The organism is Cupriavidus pampae (genome assembly GCF_914271485.1).
Lineage (GTDB): Bacteria > Pseudomonadota > Gammaproteobacteria > Burkholderiales > Burkholderiaceae > Cupriavidus > Cupriavidus pampae.
In genome coordinates this window covers 1-20,275 of record NZ_CAJZAG010000009.1, presented here as the reverse complement: position 1 = coordinate 20,275, position 20,275 = coordinate 1, and the positions used below count along the sequence as shown (strand labels likewise).

The 20,275-nt window shown below is 62.1% G+C and carries 20 protein-coding genes; 8 read left to right on the top strand and 12 right to left on the bottom strand.

All coding sequences use genetic code 11. The features are described 5' to 3' along the window. Positions 1 to 45: 45 nt before the first annotated feature. Entirely contained in the window at positions 46 to 1,575 is a 1,530-nt protein-coding gene (locus tag LDO41_RS22265) for a class I tRNA ligase family protein (RefSeq protein ID WP_223992148.1), read from the top strand. A gap of 58 nt (positions 1,576 to 1,633) precedes the next feature. On the opposite strand, the gene LDO41_RS22260 is transcribed toward LDO41_RS22265, so the two are convergent. Continuing rightward, a complete protein-coding gene (locus LDO41_RS22260) occupies positions 1,634 to 2,530 on the bottom strand; it encodes a LysR substrate-binding domain-containing protein (protein ID WP_223992140.1) in 897 nt (298 codons plus the stop codon). A 128-nt stretch (positions 2,531 to 2,658) separates the two neighbouring features. Between LDO41_RS22260 and phnA the strand changes: the two genes are divergently transcribed. The 4 genes from phnA (at position 2,659) to LDO41_RS22240 (ending at position 6,001) form a co-directional block, all read left to right on the top strand. Then, a complete protein-coding gene (gene phnA / locus LDO41_RS22255) occupies positions 2,659 to 3,879 on the top strand; it encodes a phosphonoacetate hydrolase (RefSeq protein ID WP_223992138.1) in 1,221 nt (406 codons plus the stop codon). 165 nt (positions 3,880 to 4,044) lie between these two features. Beyond that, positions 4,045 to 5,328, top strand: a complete 1,284-nt coding sequence (locus LDO41_RS22250; protein WP_377742787.1) for an MFS transporter — start codon at positions 4,045 to 4,047, stop codon at positions 5,326 to 5,328. A gap of 43 nt (positions 5,329 to 5,371) precedes the next feature. Further along, positions 5,372 to 5,803, top strand: a complete 432-nt coding sequence (locus LDO41_RS22245) for a DUF4260 domain-containing protein (RefSeq protein WP_223992136.1) — start codon at positions 5,372 to 5,374, stop codon at positions 5,801 to 5,803. A 48-nt stretch (positions 5,804 to 5,851) separates the two neighbouring features. Then, complete coding sequence (locus LDO41_RS22240) at positions 5,852 to 6,001, top strand: hypothetical protein (protein WP_223992135.1); 150 nt, start codon at positions 5,852 to 5,854, stop codon at positions 5,999 to 6,001. Here the strand turns inward: LDO41_RS22240 and LDO41_RS22235 are convergent. Together LDO41_RS22235 and LDO41_RS22230 are read right to left on the bottom strand one after the other, a co-directional pair. Beyond that, positions 5,977 to 6,867 (bottom strand): MBL fold metallo-hydrolase, encoded by an 891-nt coding sequence (locus tag LDO41_RS22235; RefSeq protein ID WP_377742791.1) that lies wholly within the window; start codon positions 6,865 to 6,867, stop codon positions 5,977 to 5,979. The genes LDO41_RS22240 and LDO41_RS22235 overlap by 25 nt on opposite strands. A 118-nt stretch (positions 6,868 to 6,985) precedes the next feature. Then, the gene (locus LDO41_RS22230) at positions 6,986 to 7,861 is read right to left on the bottom strand and encodes a LysR family transcriptional regulator (RefSeq protein ID WP_223992133.1); all 876 of its coding nucleotides are present in this window, start codon (positions 7,859 to 7,861) and stop codon (positions 6,986 to 6,988) included. A gap of 109 nt (positions 7,862 to 7,970) precedes the next feature. Here LDO41_RS22230 and LDO41_RS22225 point away from each other — a divergent pair, with 109 nt between their 5' ends. After that, a complete protein-coding gene (locus tag LDO41_RS22225; RefSeq protein ID WP_223992132.1) occupies positions 7,971 to 8,882 on the top strand; it encodes a LysR substrate-binding domain-containing protein in 912 nt (303 codons plus the stop codon). Here LDO41_RS22225 and LDO41_RS22220 read toward each other — a convergent pair. Together LDO41_RS22220 and LDO41_RS22215 are read right to left on the bottom strand one after the other, a co-directional pair. Further along, positions 8,833 to 10,326: an N-acyl-D-amino-acid deacylase family protein gene (locus tag LDO41_RS22220; protein ID WP_223992798.1), complete on the bottom strand. Its 1,494-nt coding sequence runs from the start codon at positions 10,324 to 10,326 to the stop codon at positions 8,833 to 8,835. The genes LDO41_RS22225 and LDO41_RS22220 overlap by 50 nt on opposite strands. Before the next feature lie 14 nt (positions 10,327 to 10,340). Further along, positions 10,341 to 11,333, bottom strand: a complete 993-nt coding sequence (locus LDO41_RS22215) for a Bug family tripartite tricarboxylate transporter substrate binding protein (protein WP_223992131.1) — start codon at positions 11,331 to 11,333, stop codon at positions 10,341 to 10,343. Positions 11,334 to 11,558: 225 nt separating this feature from the next. Between LDO41_RS22215 and LDO41_RS22210 the strand changes: the two genes are divergently transcribed. Together LDO41_RS22210 and LDO41_RS22205 are read left to right on the top strand one after the other, a co-directional pair. Next, complete coding sequence (locus LDO41_RS22210) at positions 11,559 to 12,602, top strand: succinylglutamate desuccinylase/aspartoacylase family protein (protein ID WP_223992130.1); 1,044 nt, start codon at positions 11,559 to 11,561, stop codon at positions 12,600 to 12,602. A 57-nt stretch (positions 12,603 to 12,659) separates the two neighbouring features. Further along, complete coding sequence (locus LDO41_RS22205) at positions 12,660 to 14,075, top strand: MFS transporter (protein ID WP_223992129.1); 1,416 nt, start codon at positions 12,660 to 12,662, stop codon at positions 14,073 to 14,075. Positions 14,076 to 14,124: 49 nt separating this feature from the next. Here LDO41_RS22205 and LDO41_RS22200 read toward each other — a convergent pair whose 3' ends face one another. The 7 genes from LDO41_RS22200 to LDO41_RS22170 form a co-directional block, all read right to left on the bottom strand. Then, entirely contained in the window at positions 14,125 to 15,915 is a 1,791-nt protein-coding gene (locus LDO41_RS22200) for a serine aminopeptidase domain-containing protein (RefSeq protein ID WP_223992127.1), read from the bottom strand. Next, complete coding sequence (locus tag LDO41_RS22195) at positions 15,912 to 16,193, bottom strand: acyl carrier protein (protein ID WP_223992125.1); 282 nt, start codon at positions 16,191 to 16,193, stop codon at positions 15,912 to 15,914. Before LDO41_RS22195 ends, LDO41_RS22200 begins: the two co-directional genes overlap by 4 nt. Positions 16,194 to 16,272: 79 nt before the next feature. After that, positions 16,273 to 17,853, bottom strand: coding sequence for an amino acid adenylation domain-containing protein (locus LDO41_RS22190; RefSeq protein WP_223992123.1), 1,581 nt, complete (start codon positions 17,851 to 17,853; stop codon positions 16,273 to 16,275). Positions 17,854 to 18,254: 401 nt separating this feature from the next. Further along, positions 18,255 to 18,479 carry a hypothetical protein gene (locus LDO41_RS22185; RefSeq protein ID WP_223992121.1) on the bottom strand — a complete coding sequence of 75 codons (225 nt, stop codon included), beginning with the start codon at positions 18,477 to 18,479 and terminating at the stop codon, positions 18,255 to 18,257. A 51-nt stretch (positions 18,480 to 18,530) separates the two neighbouring features. Further along, positions 18,531 to 18,764 (bottom strand): hypothetical protein, encoded by a 234-nt coding sequence (locus tag LDO41_RS22180; RefSeq protein WP_223992119.1) that lies wholly within the window; start codon positions 18,762 to 18,764, stop codon positions 18,531 to 18,533. Between the two features lie 415 nt (positions 18,765 to 19,179). After that, complete coding sequence (locus LDO41_RS22175; RefSeq protein ID WP_223992116.1) at positions 19,180 to 19,941, bottom strand: hypothetical protein; 762 nt, start codon at positions 19,939 to 19,941, stop codon at positions 19,180 to 19,182. Positions 19,942 to 20,027: 86 nt separating this feature from the next. Further along, positions 20,028 to 20,275, bottom strand: a 248-nt coding sequence (locus tag LDO41_RS22170; RefSeq protein WP_223992114.1) for a hypothetical protein, incomplete at its 5' end; no start/stop codon positions are given.

Here is a 20,275-nt window from a genome sequence, read left to right as displayed (position 1 = left end):
AAAAAGGGACGCCGCGGGCGTCCCTTTTTTATTGGAGCTGAGGATATGCCCCACCGATACATCACGACGCCAATCTACTATGTGAACGACCGCCCCCACCTCGGCCATGCTTATGCGAGCATTCACGCGGACATCATGGCTCGCTATCGTCGTGCTGCCGGAGACGACGTCATCCTCCTCACTGGCGCCGATGAACACGGCGAGAAAATTGCCAAGGCTGCCATGCTGGCCAACGAGCCCCCCGCCGCGTTTGCAGCGCGGCATGCACGCACGTTCGAAGATGCGTGGCGACGTCTGGCGGTGGAACCGGACCAATTCGTTCGCACGAGCTCGCCCGCGCATGCGCGCGTCGTGTCCGACTGTCTGACCAAGCTTTATCAGGCCGGGGACATCTATCTTGCGGAGTACGAAGGCCTCTACTCGGTGGGTCAGGAGCGCTTTGTCACCGACAAGGAACTGGTAGACGGAAAACTTCCCGAAGACAAGGACCCGCCGGTACCGCGGCGCGAGCCGAATTACTTCTTCCGCATGGAGGCCCACCGTGAATGGATGAGGAACCTGCTGGAGGGCAGTCCAGACCTGATCCACCCACCGCATTACCGCAACGAGATACTCAAGCTGCTGGAGGAGCCGATTGGCGACCTGAGTATCTCCCGCCCGATCGAGCGTCTCGATTGGGGCATCCCAATTCCGTGGGACGATAAACACGTCACGTACGTGTGGTTCGACGCCCTTCTCAGCTACGTGTCGCCGCTCGGCTATCCCGATCAGCAGACGTTCACCGAGTATTGGCCCTCCACGCGGCATGTGATCGGCAAAGACATCCTCCGCACACACACCCTTTTCTGGCTGAGCATGACCCATGCGTTAGGCATCGAGCCCTACCAGCGTCTGCACGTGTCGGGACACCTGCTCGGCGCCGATGGCCGCAAGATGAGCAAGTCCTTGGGCAATGGCGTCGATCCTCTCGAGGCAGCCGAGATCTATGGCGTCGATGCATTGCGCTATACGCTGGTCAGCGAGGTCAGTTTCGGGCTCGATGGCATCATCAGCAATGCGGTCATCGAACAACGGTTGAACCACAACTTGGCCGACGATCTGGGGAATCTCGCAGCCCGTACGTTGGCCATGGTGACAAAGTATCGCGATGGCCTGGTGCCGGCGGCACAAGCCTATGACGCTGCCGAGCACGAGATTATCGCGCGAGCTGGCGAGCTACCTGATCTCGTGTTGAGTCTGGTCGATGAGATGAAGATCGGCGACGCTGTGAAGCACGTGATGTCCCTGGTGAAACACCTTAACGCTTACGCGGCGCGTAGTGCCCCATGGACACTGGCAAAGTCCCCCAGCTTGGCGGGACGGCTCGACACGGTTCTCTATACCTTGCTCGAAGGACTCTATGCCGTATCCAACCTTCTGGCTCCCGTCATGCCGGCGAAGATGCAAGAGTTGAGATCGCTGCTTGGCGCGTCGGACAGCCCCCGCTGGGAGGTACCGTGGGGTCAGGGCGTGACGCCAGGCAGCGTCATCAAGGAACAGATTCTCTTTCCGAAAAAATCGGATGCGAAGCCATGATGCGGCTGTGACGAAGGCCTGATAGAGGTGCGGCACACTCAAGCCTCACAGGTTTTCCTCAGCCGGGATTCTCGTCCTTGCCTTGCATGGCAAGCCATTCCACGAACGCGCGCAGGTGCAGCGGCTTGTCCGCATCCCGAGGCACCAGCGCGTGATAGGTATTTCCGGCTGCCCGGGTGTCGCCAAACGGCGTGGCAATTCGTCCGGCGACCAAATCCGCGGCAAGCGTGGGGAACGTCCCGATGGCAAAGCCCATACTGTCTACGACGGCTTGCAGCGTGACAAAAAAATGATCGAAGCGCAGCGTGCGCACCGGCCGCATCGATGCATGGCCCGCCTGTTGCAGCCATGACTCCCAACTACCGGGGCGAGTCTCGGTGTATAGCAGCATCGCGTCAGCCAGGTCCGAAACGTCGCGCACGGGCGCCTGAGCAAGCAACGCGGGGCTGACGATGACGGTCTGGTACTCGGTAAAAACCGGCACACATTCGAACTGTTCACCACGCTCCAGCGTGCGCCGGATCGCAACATCGAAAGTCCCCGGAAATCCCGCCTCATTGCTGAATGCCGTCGATACCCGCACATCCACGTCAGGTTGCCGCTGCCGAAAATCGTCGAGGCGGGGAATCAGCCAGCGCATCGCAAAGGTGGCCGGCGCGTTGACGCGCACCACCTTGCGCGACGCAATGCGCCCATAGCGCTCCGACGCAGCGCTGATGTGATCGAAAGCTTCGCTGATCTCGCGGCCGAACGCCTGCGCATGAACGGTTGGAACCATGCGTTGCCCCTGCCGGATAAACAGCGGTTGCCCTAGCGATTGCTCCAGAATTTCGATCTGCCGGCTGACCGCGCCATGCGTGAGATGCAACTCGCGCGCAGCGGCGGAATAGCTGCCTGCGCGGACAGCGACCTCGAAGATGCGCAAGGCATTCAACGGCGGTAACTTATGCGGCACTGTGATTTTTCCTGACAGATATTGGGAAATAAACTCGTTTGTGTGAGTTTATTGGGAAACATAGCATGGACTCGAAGCGGAAGCCCTCGGCCATCTGCCTTATTTCTCCACACTCAAGCGAGATTCCCATGAGCGCCAGCATCGAAGTCAACGGACACACCTACCAGTTGCCCGCCCGTCCCACCGTAATCGTCTGTATCGACGGCTGCGAGCAGGAGTACATCAACCTCGCGGTCCGAGCCGGTGTTGCGCCGTTCTTTGCCAGCCTGGCGTCGCGCGGAACGGTGTTGACCGGCGATTGCGTAGTGCCCTCTTTCACCAACCCGAACAACCTATCGATCGTGACCGGCGTGCCGCCCTCGGTCCATGGCATCTGTGGCAATTTCTTCTACGACGCGGAAGCTGGCGAAGAAGTCCTGATGAACGACGCTCGATATCTTCGCGCGCCTACTGTGCTGGCCGCTGCAGCGCAAGCCGGCGCGAAAGTGGCCGTCGTCACGGCAAAAGACAAACTGCGCGCGTTGCTTGGCCATGGCCTCCAGGGCATTTGTTTTTCCGCCGAGAAAGCTGACGAGGCAACGCTGGAAGAGAATGGCATCGACGATGTGCTGGCCCGGGTTGGCCTGCCACTGCCGTCGGTCTACAGCGCGGACCTTTCGGAGTTCGTGTTTGCCGCCGGTGTTGCGCTTCTCAAATCCGACCGGCCCGATCTGATGTATCTGTCCACCACCGACTACGTTCAGCACAAGCACGCACCGGGCACGCCCGGTGCCAACGCGTTCTACGCCATGATCGACGGTTACCTGTCCGACCTCGAAGCGCTCGGGGCGGTCATCGGTGTCACGGCTGACCATGGCATGAACGCCAAGACCGACGCACTCGGCAAGGCCAATATTCTCTACCTGCAGCAGGTGCTGGACGACCGGTTCGGCGCCGATGTCACGCGCGTACTGCTGCCGATTACCGACCCCTACGTGGCCCACCATGGCGCGCTCGGTTCCTACGCAACCGTGTATGTGCCAGCTGGCACCGATCAGCGCACGGTGCATCAGGCGATCGCCGCCCTTCCCGGCATCGAGCTTGTGCTGGACAAGCGCAGCGCGTGCGAACGCTTCGAGTTGCCAGCCGACCGCATCGGCGATCTGGTCGTGGTCAGCGATCGGCTGACCGTCATCGGCACTACGCCCGCGCGTCATGACCTCAGTGGTCTCGATGTGCCATTGCGCTCGCACGGCGGCCTGTCGGAGCAAAAGGTGCCGCTGCTCTTCAATCGCCGGATGGCGAATCTTCCGGCGTCCCGCCTGCGCAATTTCAGCGTCCTCTCGCTCGCGCTCAATCACGCCGACTAGGCGAGCCATTCCCCCGGCGCCCGCCATACGGTTGGCATTCCCGCAGCGTCGCCATGTGCGACGCGGGAACAGCTCGCCCCTCACAAAAGAAAATAAGCAGGAGACAACACCATGGACATGTTGCAACAGCGGGAGCGGCCCCCGGAGGTGATGCCGCACAATGCAATGCCGCAGGAGACGGCAACAAGCGCCAGCCTGTACGCCAGGTGGCAATGGCGCGCACTGCTTGGCGTGACGTTTTGCTACCTGTTCTACTACACCGGCCGTCAGACGTTCGGGTTCGCGATACCGGGCATTCAGGCGGAGCTGGGGCTATCGAAGTCCGCGCTCGGATGGGTCAGCGCGACGATGCTGTGGGCCTACGCGTTCGGGCAATCGATCAACGGAAACCTCGGCGACAAGTTCGGGGGGCGTGTGATGATGCTGGCTGGGGCCGCGCTCTCGTTTCTGGCGAACCTTGCCACCAGCGAAGCCAGCGGGTTGGTGTCCCTGATCGTCTGCTGGGGGATGAATGGTTATTTCCAGTCGATGGGATTCGCACCCGGCAGCCGGCTGATCTCGAACTGGTGGGGCCACGGCAAGCGAGGCTTCGTCTATTCCTTTTACGTCGGCGGGTCGAGCCTGTCGTCGGTAATTGCCTATGTCTTGCCGATCGTCATTCTGCAGCTTCTGGGGCTGGGCTGGCGGGAGATCTTTCGCTATGCGCCAATGCTGATGGTAGCGGGCGCACTGGTGATGTTCTTTTTTGTCCGCGAACGGCCCGAGGATCTCGGCCTGAAAGGCCCGGGTGATGGCCATGCGCCAGAGCAACCAGCCGGCGGGATGGGCGAGATGGCCGAGCGCGAATATGCCAGCAGTGCCGCGCGCTACAAGGCAGTGCTATCTCATTGGCGACTGTATGTGACCGCGCTATCGATCGGCTTTCAGAATGCCGCCCGCTATGCGCTCCTCATCTGGATACCGGTGCACTTTTTCGGTCCGCAGTGGAAGTCCCACGCCGACAGCATCGATCCGATGTGGATCACCCTGGCGTTGCCGGTCGGGATGGCCATTGGCGCGATTACCAATGGCTGGCTATCGGACACACTGTTTGGTTCGAAGCGCTATCTGTCGATCGTGAGCTACATGGCCATCGCAACCGTCATTGCTTTGGGTATGATCGCGTTGCCGCACGGCAGTCCGTGGGCGTTGGTGGCGATCATGGCCTGCGGCTTCTTTGTGTACGGTCCCGCGTCTTCGTTTTGGGCGCTGTGCCCCGACATCGTCGGTCGCAAGCTGGCCGGCACAGCGACTGGCTGTGTCAACTTCGTCAGCTATTTGTTCGCAGGGCTCGCCGAACCGATGATGGGCCGACTGATGGATCATACGGGCTCGACCGCGGTGATATTTCCGGTCGTTGCTGCCTTCTGCATGGCAAGTGCGATAACGGCGATTTTCATTCGGCGCTAACCTGACGGCATACACGCACTCTGCGTGGCCTGAGGATCTTGTCATGACAACTGCGGTATCGGGCGGCGTTCGCGTTCTCCTGCGTCTCGAAGGGCTGGCCATTCTGGCTGCCAGTTTGCTGGCCTATGCAAAGTTCGGCGTCGGTTGGGGGACGTTTGGCCTGCTCTTTTTTGTGCCGGACCTCTCTTTCCTCGGCTACCTGGCCGGCCCCGGGGTGGGCGCGATCGTCTACAACCTTGCGCACTCGCTCCTCGGTCCCTTGGCGGTGTTGACAGCTGGAATTACCCTGTCGATGCCGGCCGCGATTGTTGGAGGCATCATCTGGACCGCGCACATCGGCTTCGACCGCGCGCTCGGCTATGGCCTGAAGTATTCGGCCGGGTTCGGGTTCACTCATCTGGGTGCCATCGGTCGACATGCCGCAGCAGGTCAACCGCGTGGACGGGGCGCAGCTGAGCACGATGGGTCTGCGTGACTCCAGACCCGCAACGCCGAGAAACCGCGGTTTCACCGCACCACGGCGATGTTCGTCGAGTATTTCGGTGAGGGCGTCCGCCCCTATTCAATGGTGCTCGTCGAGGAAGTCCCGGACTGCGGCTGGGGGCGCGCCGACGAGACGCTGACGCTGGAGAAGATGGGACTCGGGACTCAGGCCGACAAGGGCCGCGCGTAGGTCCACTCGAATCTGTCGCCGGCGCGTGTGACGACGCCGGCCGACGTCTCTGCGAAATGCGCGGCGAACACGGTGGCTCCCGTGTCCGCAGCGCGCTCGAGCAAAGCGAGGCGGGAGGCGCGGGCCTGCTCCGGATGCTGGCAGAACATCGAGTTCCAGTGAGGATGGTGCACCTGCACCGCACTGTGCATGACATCCCCCGAGAACAGCGCCGTTTCGCCGCGCGAGCGGATCTCGATCGTCATGTGCCCGGCACTGTGACCGAACGTCGGGATGAACCGGATCCCGTCCAGAATTTCCGCGCCCGCATCGGGCACCGTGCTCGCCTGCCCTGCGCTGATGACCGGGGCGACACTGTCCTCGAACACCATGCGGCGCGGCACGCCCTCGGGGGTCGCGAAGAAGTCGCGCTCACGTTCGCCGAATACATACGTGGCATGCTCGAACAGCGGCACCCACTTGCCCTCCCGGCGATGCGTGTTCCAACCCACGTGGTCGACGTGCAGATGAGTCAGCAGCACGTAATCGACCTGCTCCGTACGAAAGCCCGCCGCATCGAGGCGCTCGAGCACTGGGTTGTCGAGGCAATCGAACAGCGCGCTGAACGGGCGCGACTTGCCGTTCCCGATGCCGGTATCGATGACGATCGTGTGCCCGTCGATCTCGACGAGCCACAGGTGCGTTTTCAGCGGTACGCGTCGAAGGGTGAGGTCGAGGCTTTCGGCGGCGAAGCGCTCCCCCAGCGCGCGTCCGTGGTCCTCGGTCCATGCCGGGAACAGGCGTTCAGGGGCCAGCGGAAAGACCGTCTCGTCAATGCGGGTAATGGTTGCGGCGCCCACTCGGTGGACATGTGGAAGGGCCATCATGGACATATGGACGCTCGCGGCGTCTCGGCAGCGACAAACATGCCTTCACTATCGTGCAGGACGCCGCTCGCTACCAATGCCTTTCAGTCCGGACGGTGATGCCTAACAGGCTAGTAGGCTAGCCGAACTGCGCGGCGAATCGCTTCAGCGCGGCGTTCGTCTCCGCAGCGGCAAAGCAGAATTCGAGCGGCAACGGTACTGACAGATCACGCAACGCCACGAAGCGCACGCGTGCCGGCGGACGGTCACGATTGGCGCTGTTGACGATGGCGGCGCCCATGCCCGCCGACACGAGTGACAGGATCGCAGTCTCCGTCGAGGCTTCCTGGCGGATATCGAGCGTAAGGCCGGCCGCCGCGCACGTGGATAGCAGATGGTCGTAATACGCGGGATAGACGCGCCGTGGAAATGCGATGAAGGGTTTCCCCGCCAGCTCGGCTGCGGCGACGGAGTCCAGGCTCGCGAGCGGCCACGCCGCCGGCACGGCCAGCACGACGTTCTGCTCGAGGATGCGAACGCTCGCGATGCCTTCCGGCAGCGTGCCGAAGCGATAGCAGAAGCCTCCATCGAGGCGTCCCGCCAAGATCGCCTCCAGCTGTTCCGGTGTGTTCATCGGCGTGAGCTCGAGGGCGATATCCGGCGCCGCTTGTTCGAACGCATGAAGCGCGTCCGAGACGATGCCACTCCAGGCCGCGTTCTCCACGAAGCCGATACGCAGATGGCCCTGCACGCCTTCCGCGATCCTGCGCGCGAGGCGATTGGCCGCATCGACGCGTGCAAGGATCTCCCGCGTCTCCTCGAGGTACGCCTGCCCCGCCGGCGTCAGCTTGAGGCCGCGTGGGGTGCGCTCGAACAGCGCGGCGCCTATCGACTCTTCGAGATCCTGGATCTGCCGCGAGATCGCGGGCTGCGTCACGTGCAGCTGTTCCGATGCAGCGCGCACGCTGCGCAGTTCCGCGACGGCGCTGAAATAACGAAGATGCCGAAGTTCCATGATGTTCCCGAACGGAGCGATCGTCTGGCGATGATACCGTCACGCCATGGTGCAAGCAGGCAGAAACGTTGTATCTTCCCGCCAAAGCGACTGCCGCCACCCGACTCCCATGAAAAGCACTACTGGACGCCACCTGCCCGCGCTGGCCAATCTCGTCGCCCTGGAGACCACTGCCCGCCTGGGCAGCGTGACGGGCGCGTCCGAGGAGCTTTGCCTGACGCAAGGCGCCGTCAGCAAGCAGATCACGGAGCTCGAGGACTTCCTCGGCGCGCGATTGCTGAATCGCCGCAAGGGCGCAATGGCCGCCACACAAATCGGCGAGGAGTACCTGAAGACCGTGCGCAAGGCGTTGGCGATGCTGGAGGAGGCTACCCGCGAGGTGCAATCCGGATGGGCCGCCGGAGGGAGGCTCGATATCTCCGTGCCGGTATCGCTCGGCAACATCTGGCTGCTGCCGCGACTGCTCCGGTTCGCAAAAGAACAGCCGCAGATCCAACTCAACGTGACGACGAAGGTCGGACCCATCGATCTGGAGAACGCCCAGCAGGATGCCGCGATCATGTACTGCTCTGCCCCGCCGCCGCATCATTACTCGATGAAGGTCATGCCGCTCGAGCTCTTTCCGGTCTGCGCGCCGGAGTTGCTACCTGCCGAGGCGACGCTGGCGACGGCCACGAAGAAGCGCCTGCCGCTGTTGCATCAGATGGCGGCACTCGAAGCCTGGCCCTCCTACCTGAAGCAGCAAGGCATCCGGCAACCCGAGCGCGACGGACCACGCTACGGCCTGCTGACCATGGGCCTGCAGGCTGCGCTGGGCGGCATGGGCGTCGCGCTGTTGCCCGACTTCGTGACGGGCGAGGATATTCGCGCGGGACGCTTGATTCGCCTGTCGACCACCGCTTACGTGTCGCCGAAGTCGTACTACTTCGTCTGCCTCGAAGAGAAGCTGACCCACCCCGCGATGCATACATTCATTGCATGGCTGCGCGAACAACGTTCCGAGGAGTTGTCGGCGCCTTGACCGCATCGCTCTTCACAAGCGTCGATCCGACGAAGCGTCCGGGGCGATTCCCCGTGGGCGCGCCATCGCGCAACGTCGCCTCGCCGGCGACGAGCACATGGGTAACGCCAACGGACGGCTGCACCGGATCGTCGAACGTGGCGCGATCCTGGATCGTCGCGGGGTCGAACACGGTGATGTCAGCCACGTGCCCCACGCGCAATTCCCCGCGGCGTTCCAGTCCGAAGCGCAGCGCGGCGAGCCCCGTCATCTTGTGGACAGCGCGCTCCAGCGGAAACAGGCCCAGATCCCGCGAGTACAAACCGAGCACGCGCGGAAACGTTCCCCAGAGACGCGGGTGTGGCGTCTCGTCCGAAGGAATGCCGTCAGAGCCCACCATCGTGTCCGGATAGGCAAGAATGTCGCGAACATCGCCCTCGTCCATGATGAAGTACACCGCGCCACCGGGCACCAGCGACTCCGCCACCTCGCGGCGCGTGCGTCCCCATGACTCGGCAATCTCTTCCAGATAGCGGCCGGCCACATCGGGGTGCGTGGCCGACCAGGTGATCAGGATGCGGTCGCACTGGTCTACGCGCTCGGGACGCAGCATCGTCGACGAGGCCGCGTACGGGTAGCAGTCCATGCACAGCGGCATGGTCTGCGCAAGCGCGTTCACCTGCGCAAGCGTTTCGCGGCTACGACCATGATTCTGCTTGCCCACGAGCTTGTGGTGCGAGATGACCGTGGACACGCCCAGCGCCTTGCCGATACGCGCCGTTTCGTCGATCGACTCGCGTACGCGATCGCTCTCGTCCCGCATGTGCGACACCAGTACCCCGCCGAGCCGCCGCATCGGTTCGCACATGCGCACGATCTCGTCCTCGGGCGCGGCGGCGGATGGCGGATAGAACGTGCCGGTCGACACGCCGATGGCGCCCTGCTGCAATGCGGTTTCCACATCCTCCCGCATGCGTTCGATCTCGGCGTCGCTCGCAGCCGCGCCCAATTGGCCGACATGCCGCGCGCGCAGCGTGGACTGCCCGACCAGCACCGCCACGTTGACCGCTGCGGGACTCGCGGCGAACGTGTCCCGGTAGGCCTGCACGGATTCGAACCGGTAGCCGCCGCGCAGGATATCGAGGGGCGCCGGTGGGATCGTCTCTGTCACGAGCGGGAACAGGCTGATGCCGCAATTGCCCGCGATGATTGTAGTCACGCCCTGCGTTACCTTCGGCAGCATCTCGGGCGACTGGAACACCAGGAAGTCGTCGTGCGTGTGCGTATCGATGAAGCCGGGCGCTACGGCCAGCCCGGTAGCATCGATATCGGTGACAGCCCGTGCATCGCGCAGGTCGCCGATCGCGACGATTTCTCCATCGCGGATTGCAATGTCGGCGGATCGCCGCGGCGCGCCCGTACCGTCGATGAGGTCGCCGTTGCGAATGATCGTGTCGAATTGAATGGTCATACTGTGCCTCAATCCACTTTGGCGCCGCTCTTGCGCACGAGTTCGCCGAATTTCACCGTTTCGGCGGCGATGAGCGCCTGAAAGTCGCGCGCGGTTCCGCCCAGCGGCTCGAACGACAACCGGTCCAGCTGCGCGCGGAATTCCGGATCGCGCAGGATCGTGTTGACCTCCTTGTTCAGCCGCTCTACCGCCTCCGGAGGCGTGCCCGGTGACGCGACCAACCCGGCCCACGCTGTCACCTCATAGCCCTTGAGCCCCCCTTCCGACAGCGTCGGAAGATCGGGATAACGGGGCGAGCGATTGCGCGACGTCACGGCCAGCGCCCGCACCCGATGCGACGACACATAGGGGCCGATCGAGGGCACGTTATCGAACATCAGCTGAACGCTGTTGCCGACGAGGTCCTGCAAGGCTGGCGTGCTTCCCTTGTACGGGACATGCGTGACGTCGACCTGCGTCATGACCTTGAACAATTCCCCGCCCAGATGGCTCGTGGTGCCGTTGCCCGCCGATCCCATCGACAACTTGCCGGGATTCGCGCGCGCATAGCTAACCAGCTCCTGAACCGACTTGACTGGCAGCGACGGATTGACAGCGAGAATGCTGAAGGTCGTCACGAGCCCGACGATAGGCAGCAGCTTGTCAGGGTCGTAAGGCAGCTTGCTGTACAGGAAGCGATTCGTGGCGAGCGTGGCGTTGTTGCCGTAGGCCACGGTATAGCCATCGGCCGGTGCGGCCAGCAGCGCCTGGATGCCGATGTTGCCGCCTGCTCCCGGCCGATTCTCGACCACCACGGGTTGCCCGAGCCGCCGGGAAAGCGCTTCCCCGAACAGCCTCGCCACGATGTCTGGCGAGCCGCCGGGCGCGGTTGGCACGATCAGCCTGACAGGCTTCTCTGGCCACGCGGCATGGGCGACGCTCATTCCCGACAGCGCTGGCGCCATCAGGCCGATGGCCACGGTGGCCACGGTGGCCAGGACGTTTTTCGTCGGACGCTTCATCTCTCACTCTCCTCGATCCTTGGTGTCACGACGATGAGTATCGCCACCGCGCGCCCCCGGAGCCTAGTGAAGTTTCGTCGATGATGATTTCCGGCACGGAATAGTTGGGGAAAGTTGGAGGCGATGCCTGAAAGGCATCGGCAGCCGCAATCAACGGCAATTGTCCGCCTTCATCAAATCGTCAATAGTTTGTGCATGCCCGTTCCCGTTTCAAGGAGATCCCCCATGCACGCACAACCATCCACCTCCACCCCCAAGCCATCGCAGAAATCGCTGATTTCCACGGATATCGACTATGACCGCGAGGGCTTCCAGACGGGCACGTTACGCATTCCGTATTCGCATGATCGCTCGGCCTACGGCCATATCCCCACGCCCATTGCCGTGCTCAAGCATGGCGACGGTCCCACGGTCCTGCTGACGGGCGGTAACCACGGCGACGAGTACGAGGGGCCGGTGGCGTTGATGAAACTGCTCCAACGCATGCCGTCGATGCGTATCCATGGCCGCCTGATCGTCATCCCCGCGCTGAACTTCCCCGCCTTCCTCAATGGCTCGCGAACCTCGCCAATCGACCGCGGCAATCTGAATCGCATGTTCCCCGGCGATCGAAACGGATCGCTGACGGCGATGATTGCGCACTACGTTGATACTGAGCTGTTTCCGCGCGCGGACATCGTGTTCGATCTGCACGCTGGTGGCGCATCGTTCGACCATATGCCGACGCTGCTCGCCGCGCTGCCCGGTAATGCGGAACGACATTCGGAATACATCCGACTGGTGGACGCATTCGCTGCGCCGCACACGATGATCATGGATCTGCTTGGTGAAGACCGTACCTATGGCGCGGCGGCGGAGCGCCATGGCACCCTGTTTTTGTGTGGCGAGTTTGGCGGCGGCGCCGCCTGCAGCGTCGACGGTGTGAAGATCGTCGAGGACGGGTTGCGCCGGTTCCTTCATGCGACGGGGCTCACGCGCGACGATCGGCCCGTGGCGGCGGCGCGCCCCACCACGCTGATCCGAGTCGACGGCGCTCGTCACTATCTCTTCGCGCCGCGACATGGCGTGTTCGAGCCCTGCTTCCGGCGCGGCGATATCGTGGCGGCGGGCCAACTGGCGGGGCGGCTCTTCGATCCGCACGCACCTTGGGAGGCTCCGCGCGAACTGCATTTCGCCGGCGATGGCATGGTGGTCTGCGCGCGTACGTTTGCACGTGTGGAACCCGGCGACTGCATTGCCCTGCTGGCGGCCGATGCGCGCTGGCAATAGCCAACCGCCTATTGCGTTATTCATCCCGCTGCCGTTACCCATCCCCCCGCAAACGACATGCCGAACAATCAAACTCCTTCCACCGAAGCTACGTCGCATGGCGCTTTGTCCCATGCGTACATCGTCGGGATGTTTTTTCTGTGCTTCGCGTTTTCATACATCGACCGCCAGGTGGTCAGCATTCTGGTTCAGCCGCTCAAGGCGTCGCTCTCGCTGAGCGATATGCAGATCGGCCTGCTGCAAGGCATCACCTTCACGATGTGCTACGCAACGGCGGGCGTCTTCGTGGCGCGGCTTGTCGACCGGTCCAATCGCGTCCTGCTCAGCGCGGCCTGCGTGGCCATCTGGGCCATCTCGACCGCGATGTGCGGCACCGCCACGACGTTCTGGGAACTACTGCTCTGGCGCGCGGGAACGGCCATCGCCGAGGCGGCGCTGAGTCCTGCCGCGTTGTCGATCTTCAGCGACCTCTTCCCCCCTCGCAAAGTTGCGCGTGCAAGCGGCGCGTTCATGCTCGGCCCGTATGCAGGGGGCGGTGTCGCGCTACTCGGCGGGGGAGCGTTGCTCGGATGGATGGAGCAACCTGCGATGGCAGCGTGGTTGTCCGCGCATGACCTCCACCCCTGGCAGATGGTGTTCTTTACTGTCGGACTCCCGGGCATCGCGCTTGCCGCGCTCGTGGCGCTGACGATCAAGGAGCCCGCGCGGCAGGGCACGCGCAATGCGAAAGGTGCCGGCGATGCGCCGCCGCTACGTGAGGTGTTGAGAGAACTATTCGTGCGCAACCGCTTCTGCCTGCCCTACTTCTTCGGTTATGTGGCGCTGATCCTGCTGTTCTATTCGCACGCCGCGTGGTTTCCCACGATGGTCATTCGACGGTTCGGTCTCAGTGCGAGCGAAGTGGGAAAGCTTGCCGGGCCGATGTATATGCTCGGCGGGATGGCGGGCGTGATCACTGCCACGCTGCTCGTGGGAAAGGTCACCGACCGCGGAGCCCTGCGCAAGGTGCTGCGCATCGCCGCGTGCGCCGCCACCGCGCTCGTTCCGGCCGCGTGCATCGCGCCGCTGGCCCCCTCGGCGATGCTTGCCCTCGCCATGTACGGGGTCTGCGCGTTCGCCGCCAGCGTCGTGATGGCGCTCGCGCCGGTGCCACTGCAGATTGCCATTCCCAACCGGATGCGCGGCCGTTCCATCGCGTTGCTCGTTTTTCTCACCAATGCCATCAGCGGTGGCGTGGGTCCGTTCGCGGTGGGCTGGATCAATGAGCGAATGGCTGATCCGCAGAACGGACTAGCCACGGCGCTCGCCATCGTGGGCACGGCTGCTGCGGCGTTGAGCTCCATGCTCTACTGGATTGCGACGCGGAACACGCCGCGCGTTGACGTGGAGGCCAATGCCGGCGTATCAGATGCGCGGTCGGTCTTGGACGATGCTAGGGAGCCGACTTGGAGACGCGAGCAACAGAATTCCTGAAGGAGAGCTAGATGGCCCTGACTGTTTTCCCTATGCCGCCGGCGCCCGCTCAGTCCGGCCTTGCTACACGGGCGCCAGGTGCGCTTGTGGTCCGCCAGCCGGCCTTCTCGTTGCGATAGTCCCTGCGGCCGCTTTGGTGGCCTGGGACGTTGGCTCGCCCGGCCAAAAAAGTCCTCTCATGCAAGAATGCCTCGACATAGTTTGATACAACGTCGCGTGCGGTTCTTGAATATAGCGAGTGGTCCAACTGCTCCAGTACGGTCACCGTGACGTTCTTGAACTTTCCGAGATAACTAGCTTTCGGGAGTTCGTCGAGCCCCGCATCTAGCGGACCGTACACCAGTGAAGTTCGTACGTCCCTCCGCTCGAGGTCCACGAGGAGTCGGCGGACAGCAGAGCGCTCGTACCATCGACGTATCAGACTCACTGCGATCCTGCGCAGATCCGAGCGGCCAGTCAACAGTAGAAGCCATTTATGGGGATTCCAGACGGACCGCATGTACACCTGACTGGGGGCACGCGGGTTCGTCGTGGGCGCACCCCAAAAGAAGAACGGCAGGTTGATAGACATGCAGCCAACCACATTTGGATGCTTTAGCGTTGTATGAACGCTGACGTATGCGCCCGCGCAGACGCCGAACATGACAATCCCCGGATGTCGAGCCGCGATCAGCCATTCCACTGCTGCTATCGCGTCTGCGACAGCATGACGGGCATATACAGCCTCGATGGTCGGCGAATCGTCGTGATTCAAGCTGTCCCCAACGCCGCCCAAGTCCATACGTAATGAGGTGATTCCCTGTGCCGCAAGCCTCCGAGCCATCAACACGGAATGCCTTGCGCAGCCAACGCGATGAACGCCCGCTGTGTTCATGATCAATACAGCTGGGGCATGCTCGTTTGGATTGCGGGGTTTGCAAATGACACCGACATAGCGTCCGTTTCCGAACACGACAGGTACTTCATGACCCGCCGCGAAGTCGATCCTTGTATCCGCCGGCGGTTGCAGAATTTCGACGGAAGGCGCCGCCGTCGTGCCGCGCTGAGAGCCGAGCCACTCAAGCACGCTATCGAAGGCCAGTCGCGGCGGCACGCAGAACGTCGGGTCCGGCAGGAGAAAACGATCGTATTCTGGAAATATCTGCACGTCTGCGCTCGCACCGTGCCCCCGGTAGTATTGGACGAGCCTGTCCACAGACTCGCTGACGGAAATATCATGCAAGAGCACGCGGGGCGCGGGAGACCGCTGGCGCTCTGTGAGGTCGATTGAACCGAGCTGCTCAAGCGTGTCGGCATACAGATTGAACCCTAACGCGCCCACTCCCGGCACTTCCTCCCGCGACTGCATTGCATCCTGGCCAGCCAAGGCCTTGAGGCAGCTTTGATGCTGCATGCGCAGTTCGCGGATGTAGCGCTTGCCAGAGATGACCGGCGCCATCAATATCACACTGTCGACATTGGCAAGCTGCTCGGCGGCCACTACTGCTAAGGTCGCACCTAGACGTAAGCCGCAGAGCGCGAGCCGTGTTACACCGGTAGCGGTCCGCAGGTACTCCGCCGCAGCTATGATGCTGTCAACCCATGCGCGAAAGCGTTCCGGGTCCTCCTCGTCGCCCTCGGAGTCGCCCGTCCCCGGATAATCGAAGCGCAGGACAGGCATACCACAGGCTACCGTTACCGATTCCGCGAAGTCGCGCCATCCGCGGTGCACAGATAGCGCCTCATTGCCGAACGGGTTGCACAGCACCAGGCCCGTGGCAGCCTGGCCGCCCGCAGGTAAATGAAGCCACCCAAAACAGCCACTGAAGGTGACCGGTCTCATCGTAGGCTTGCCAGTCATTGGTGTTCCTTACGGTGAGACACAGCGCCCGCCAGGCAATCGTTCGGCATGAGGGGGGCGAGAAACCTTTCCAGCGAATCGATACAGCGAAACAAGTCGAACGATATCAACTCTCCAGGTATTTCTATGCCAAAGGCATCTTCAACCGCCAACAGGACACGGACCGTACCGAGGGAGGACAAGCCAGCGTCGTACAAGCTATCGCTATCGGCCAATGTTTCGACCGGGACATGGAGGCATGCATTTTCCGAGATGATATTACGCAGAGCGGCTTTCAATGACTCCCTCCCAACTGGAATAGCCAATCTACGCCCACGTAGCGTTGGCTGATTAGTACTGCTCGGGATGGTGTCAACCTCAGGCAGGAATTTTGGTGCGCGCGCACTGCTCCGCTAGCGCTTTCCTGTCAATTTTTCCATTCGCGTTAAGCGGCATCGCGTCGAGGGACACAACCCGCTGGGGCGCCGCGTAGTCGGGCAAGCACTGCCGACACGCATGTAAGACCGCCTCGATGTCTACTCGAGGATTTGTCACGAAGGCTACAAGCCCAGCCGCCCGCCCCACCTCATCGAGGGGCCATGGAATCACCGCGCAGAGCGCGGCACCGCTGCTCGCGTGGACGATATGCTCGACTTCCTCCAGTTCGACACGGTTACCTCGAATCTTGACCTGCGTATCCACGCGCCCGTGAAATACAATCCCATGCTCTTCCGTCGTTCGCACGATGTCACCGGTCCGATACCAGCGGTGCGCATGACGGCCCGGATAACTCTTCGAGACGAACCTGTCCTTGCCAGATTGGCAGTCCGCTGACAAATAGCCCCCGGCGATCTGTGGGCCCGCGATCAGCAACTCACCCGTCTGCTCGGCGGCGACAGGTCTGAGGTCTGCGTCAACGACTATCAACTCTACCCCCGGGAGTGCCCCCCCGAGCGGGATGACCGCGTGCTGCGGATTGTCGAGAAATTCCGCGCTGACTTCGAAGCAAGTCGAAGCGATGGTCCCTTCCGTCGGCCCGTACATATTGAACAGCCTGCTATTCGGTGCGGCACGCGTCCACGCCAACGCCAGAGAGCGAGGCAGCTGCTCACCGCCAAACATCGAGACTCGAAGACTCGGGAAGGCACCCGGTGTCAGCTTGCGCATTTGCTGCATGAAGCCGACCACGGACGGGACACTACTCCAATGCGTAATGTCATGACGCCTAATAAAGTCGGCGTTATAGACAGGATCGACAGTTTCTGGCACGTACAGGCAGCCGCCATTCGCCCAACATACGAACATGTCATGCACGGATGGATCGAAGCTCAACTCACAGAGCTGGATATGACGTGCATTGCTCGTTCGCTCATGCAGTTGCAATTGCCCTTTCATATACGCCTCGGCATTCGAATGCGTAATAGGCACGCCCTTCGGCGTCCCTGTCGATCCCGAGGTGAAGAGTATGTAAGCGACGTCGCCCTTGGCACCTTGCCGTCGCACATAGGGCGCGACAGGCAGCGTAGACACGGTGGACGCTAAGGAAGGCAGGTGCGAACCGGGCGCGTCCTCGTCAAGCAGAAAAATTTGCGGAGGCTCGTCAAGCAATGACAGCACTTCCTCCAGCCCGCTAGCGCAACGACGATCAACGAGCATCAACGACGCACCAGACTGCGCGATGATCGTCGCCCTACGTGAAGCCGGCATCTTCGGATTGAGAGGCACATAGGCCATCCCTGCATCGAGAATTCCCAGCAGGCCGGCATAGGCTTCGACGCTACGATATCCAAACAGCAGACATCGTCCAATGTCCTTGTTCCGCGCAATTGCGGTAAGACCTGCAGAGATACGACGTGCCCGGGTTTCAATCTCGCCGTAACTGTATAGACGGTCCTTTACCCATAACGCTGGGCTGTCACTGTGGCTCGCGGCGGAATCAAAAAAGTAAGAATGCAACATCTCGTATCCTGGAACATGGGACTGGGTAACCGTTATGAGCACCGGCACCAGATGTCTGTAGCATCCAACCCTTCCTCCTGGGCGTCCGCCTGCGGCGAAGAATAGACTTTCGAAAGATGGGTTTCTGTGCGATAGCGCTCGAAACGTCTGCTGTCGGACTGCCACCATTAGGCTCCGCTCCCCTCGCCGCTGACGGCAGAACATTAATCGGCGTGGCTCACTTCCTCAAATCTCGCTCGCTTTATACGTAGCGTCAGCCGCGCAGGGTCTCAATGCGATGCGAGGGCGCGCGGGTCGCGCTCAATGAGCCCGGGAAAGGCATGCGCGTGCCGACGCAGGAGCGACCGAGATGATCCTGCCCTCTTCGGGGAACATTTTTATCGCCGCGCGGATGGCTGCGATCACGCCGTGTTGATCGCCCACTGCCCATCCATTGCGACGTTGTCGATCTCCGGGTCATCGATGGTCTTGTCCTGCAGCGCGATGGCTGCATTGTTGACGAGATTGTCCCGCTTGCCGACCTGCTCGACGATCTTCGCAATCAGCGGTTCGGCAGGTGCGGGATCTCCCTGAGCGGCGTAAATGGCGATAGCACGGACGCCTTTCACCCTGAGGTTGAATACCACGGCTTCCGCCTTCGCGGCCGACGCGAAGTAGCGGATCGCAACATCCGCGCCTTATTCCGCAAGGGCTACCGTGGTGGCGGCGCCGAGACCTCGTGATCCGCCGGTGACCAGGGCAAGCTCGCTGACTGTGTGCGAGAGCGCGTAGCTCGTCTTTGCCTTTGCCTTTGCCTCTGCCTCTGCCTCGCGGGCCCGTTTGGCGGAGTCGATCGCGTCGCCGCAGAGAATTTCGTGAACGCCGGAGTAGATCATCGTCTGCGGCAAGCCGGCAGCATCGGCATGCATCATGTTGGCGCGCGCATCTGCTGCGCGAGCAATGCCTCCATCCCTCTCATCTTCCCTGTGCCGACCGCTGATACCGGCACCGCCGTCGCTTGCCTAGGGCCGCGCTGCCCGGCCGCACCGGTCTCGTCGAGCGCGACGCGAACCTCCTTGTGCAGGGGACGCATGCAGGCCACCGTCGAAGCAGGCCGCAGCGCTCGGCGATCATGGCCGGCACGGTCCGGCATCGCTTTCGCACATGTGCCGATAAGAACGCAATTTATGTTAAATGCGGTGCGTAGGTCGGAATAATGTGTCGAAACGTCGCATTCCACCTGCTCTCTACGGGCGCGCTTACGTCACGGCTGGCACCCAACACAGTCTGGTTAAACGGCCAGCGGAGGTATGCTATCGCCGCCTTTCTCTCAGCCCGGCCCTCCTACTAAATCCATCCGTGTGCGCGCACGCGCCTGCTCTCTTCTTGCTTGGCTGCCTCACCAATTCGCCAAGGCAGATCCCACCCGCGATCCACCTTCACTCCATAGTTCAGGAGCAATGGCACGCCAACTTCGGGGAAAGGTAGGATAGATCGGAACGGGCGACCGCTCCGCATGGCCGTTTCCATATCCGCCACTTTGCGGTCCCAAAACGGGTCTCCGCCGACATAGCGCAAAATCCAGACGGAACTGCTGACCACTGAGCGATACAGTCGCAGTAGACTGGCCGGCAAGGCATCACAGGTGCGAGTATCTGTTAGCAGCGTTGTTTCTGTGTCCTGATAGCACTGGATGCGATTCTTCCCTTCCTTAGCCCACAACAGCGGAAACGGTTTAAGCCACGAGGTAGTCGAACCGTGGCCATCGTCTCCCTCCAGAGTAGCTGCGTCTAAGCTGGGAACGAGGTTCAGGAACGTCGAGAAGTCCAGGTCGAACCACGCTCTTTTGCGCAGGCCTCCGGCCACAATCCACGGGGGGACGACCCGAATACCACTGATGTCTGTCTCCACGTACGAGGCGTGGTGCCATCGTTGAAGGCCGAGCGCAGCGAAAATGAACCACTCGGGCTCGAACGCGTACACAAATGCGTTGGTATCTCTCAGCTGTTGAGGGGCGACGTTCTGTTTTCGCAGTTGGGCTTGCTCCTCGGGGCTGAGCGTGTGCCATCGCCTTGCAATGCTCTCGAAGTGTCGCTTCAGTTCGATCACCTTCCGACCACGTGCAAGGTCCTCCGCCGAAAAACGTTCAAGTATTGTCGGCAATCGCAATTCAGTTCCTTCTAGTCATGCTTTTCCTATTCGTCAGACTTGCTCCCCGTCTCGACTGCCAGGCGGTCGAGCCTATCCGTCACGGTCAGGCCACGCGCCCTGGCATCGTCCACAAGCGCATTCAGCCGATCCCCGGTCAGCAACGAAGAAGTCGAAGAAGGACGTGCGTATTTCGGCCGAACGTGACCGGCCGTTTCGGGATCGTGACCGGTGATTTCGGCAACGTGACCGAGCGAACCGGAAGGCAGGATTGGCGTTGCGCATGACATCAACC

Excerpts from the sequence above, each read along its gene's own strand:
- LDO41_RS22265 (WP_223992148.1), top strand. The coding sequence starts at position 46 with ATGCCCCACCGATACATCACGACGCCAATCTACTATGTGAACGACCGC.
- phnA (WP_223992138.1), top strand. The coding sequence starts at position 2,659 with ATGAGCGCCAGCATCGAAGTCAACGGACACACCTACCAGTTGCCCGCC.
- LDO41_RS22250 (WP_377742787.1), top strand. The coding sequence starts at position 4,045 with ATGCCGCAGGAGACGGCAACAAGCGCCAGCCTGTACGCCAGGTGGCAA.
- LDO41_RS22245 (WP_223992136.1), top strand. The coding sequence starts at position 5,372 with ATGACAACTGCGGTATCGGGCGGCGTTCGCGTTCTCCTGCGTCTCGAA.
- LDO41_RS22240 (WP_223992135.1), top strand. The coding sequence starts at position 5,852 with ATGTTCGTCGAGTATTTCGGTGAGGGCGTCCGCCCCTATTCAATGGTG.
- LDO41_RS22235 (WP_377742791.1), bottom strand. The coding sequence starts at position 6,867 with ATGATGGCCCTTCCACATGTCCACCGAGTGGGCGCCGCAACCATTACC.
- LDO41_RS22230 (WP_223992133.1), bottom strand. The coding sequence starts at position 7,861 with ATGGAACTTCGGCATCTTCGTTATTTCAGCGCCGTCGCGGAACTGCGC.
- LDO41_RS22225 (WP_223992132.1), top strand. The coding sequence starts at position 7,971 with ATGAAAAGCACTACTGGACGCCACCTGCCCGCGCTGGCCAATCTCGTC.
- LDO41_RS22215 (WP_223992131.1), bottom strand. The coding sequence starts at position 11,333 with ATGAAGCGTCCGACGAAAAACGTCCTGGCCACCGTGGCCACCGTGGCC.
- LDO41_RS22210 (WP_223992130.1), top strand. The coding sequence starts at position 11,559 with ATGCACGCACAACCATCCACCTCCACCCCCAAGCCATCGCAGAAATCG.
- LDO41_RS22205 (WP_223992129.1), top strand. The coding sequence starts at position 12,660 with ATGCCGAACAATCAAACTCCTTCCACCGAAGCTACGTCGCATGGCGCT.
- LDO41_RS22200 (WP_223992127.1), bottom strand. The coding sequence starts at position 15,915 with ATGACTGGCAAGCCTACGATGAGACCGGTCACCTTCAGTGGCTGTTTT.
- LDO41_RS22190 (WP_223992123.1), bottom strand. The coding sequence starts at position 17,853 with ATGTTGCATTCTTACTTTTTTGATTCCGCCGCGAGCCACAGTGACAGC.
- LDO41_RS22180 (WP_223992119.1), bottom strand. The coding sequence starts at position 18,764 with ATGATGCATGCCGATGCTGCCGGCTTGCCGCAGACGATGATCTACTCC.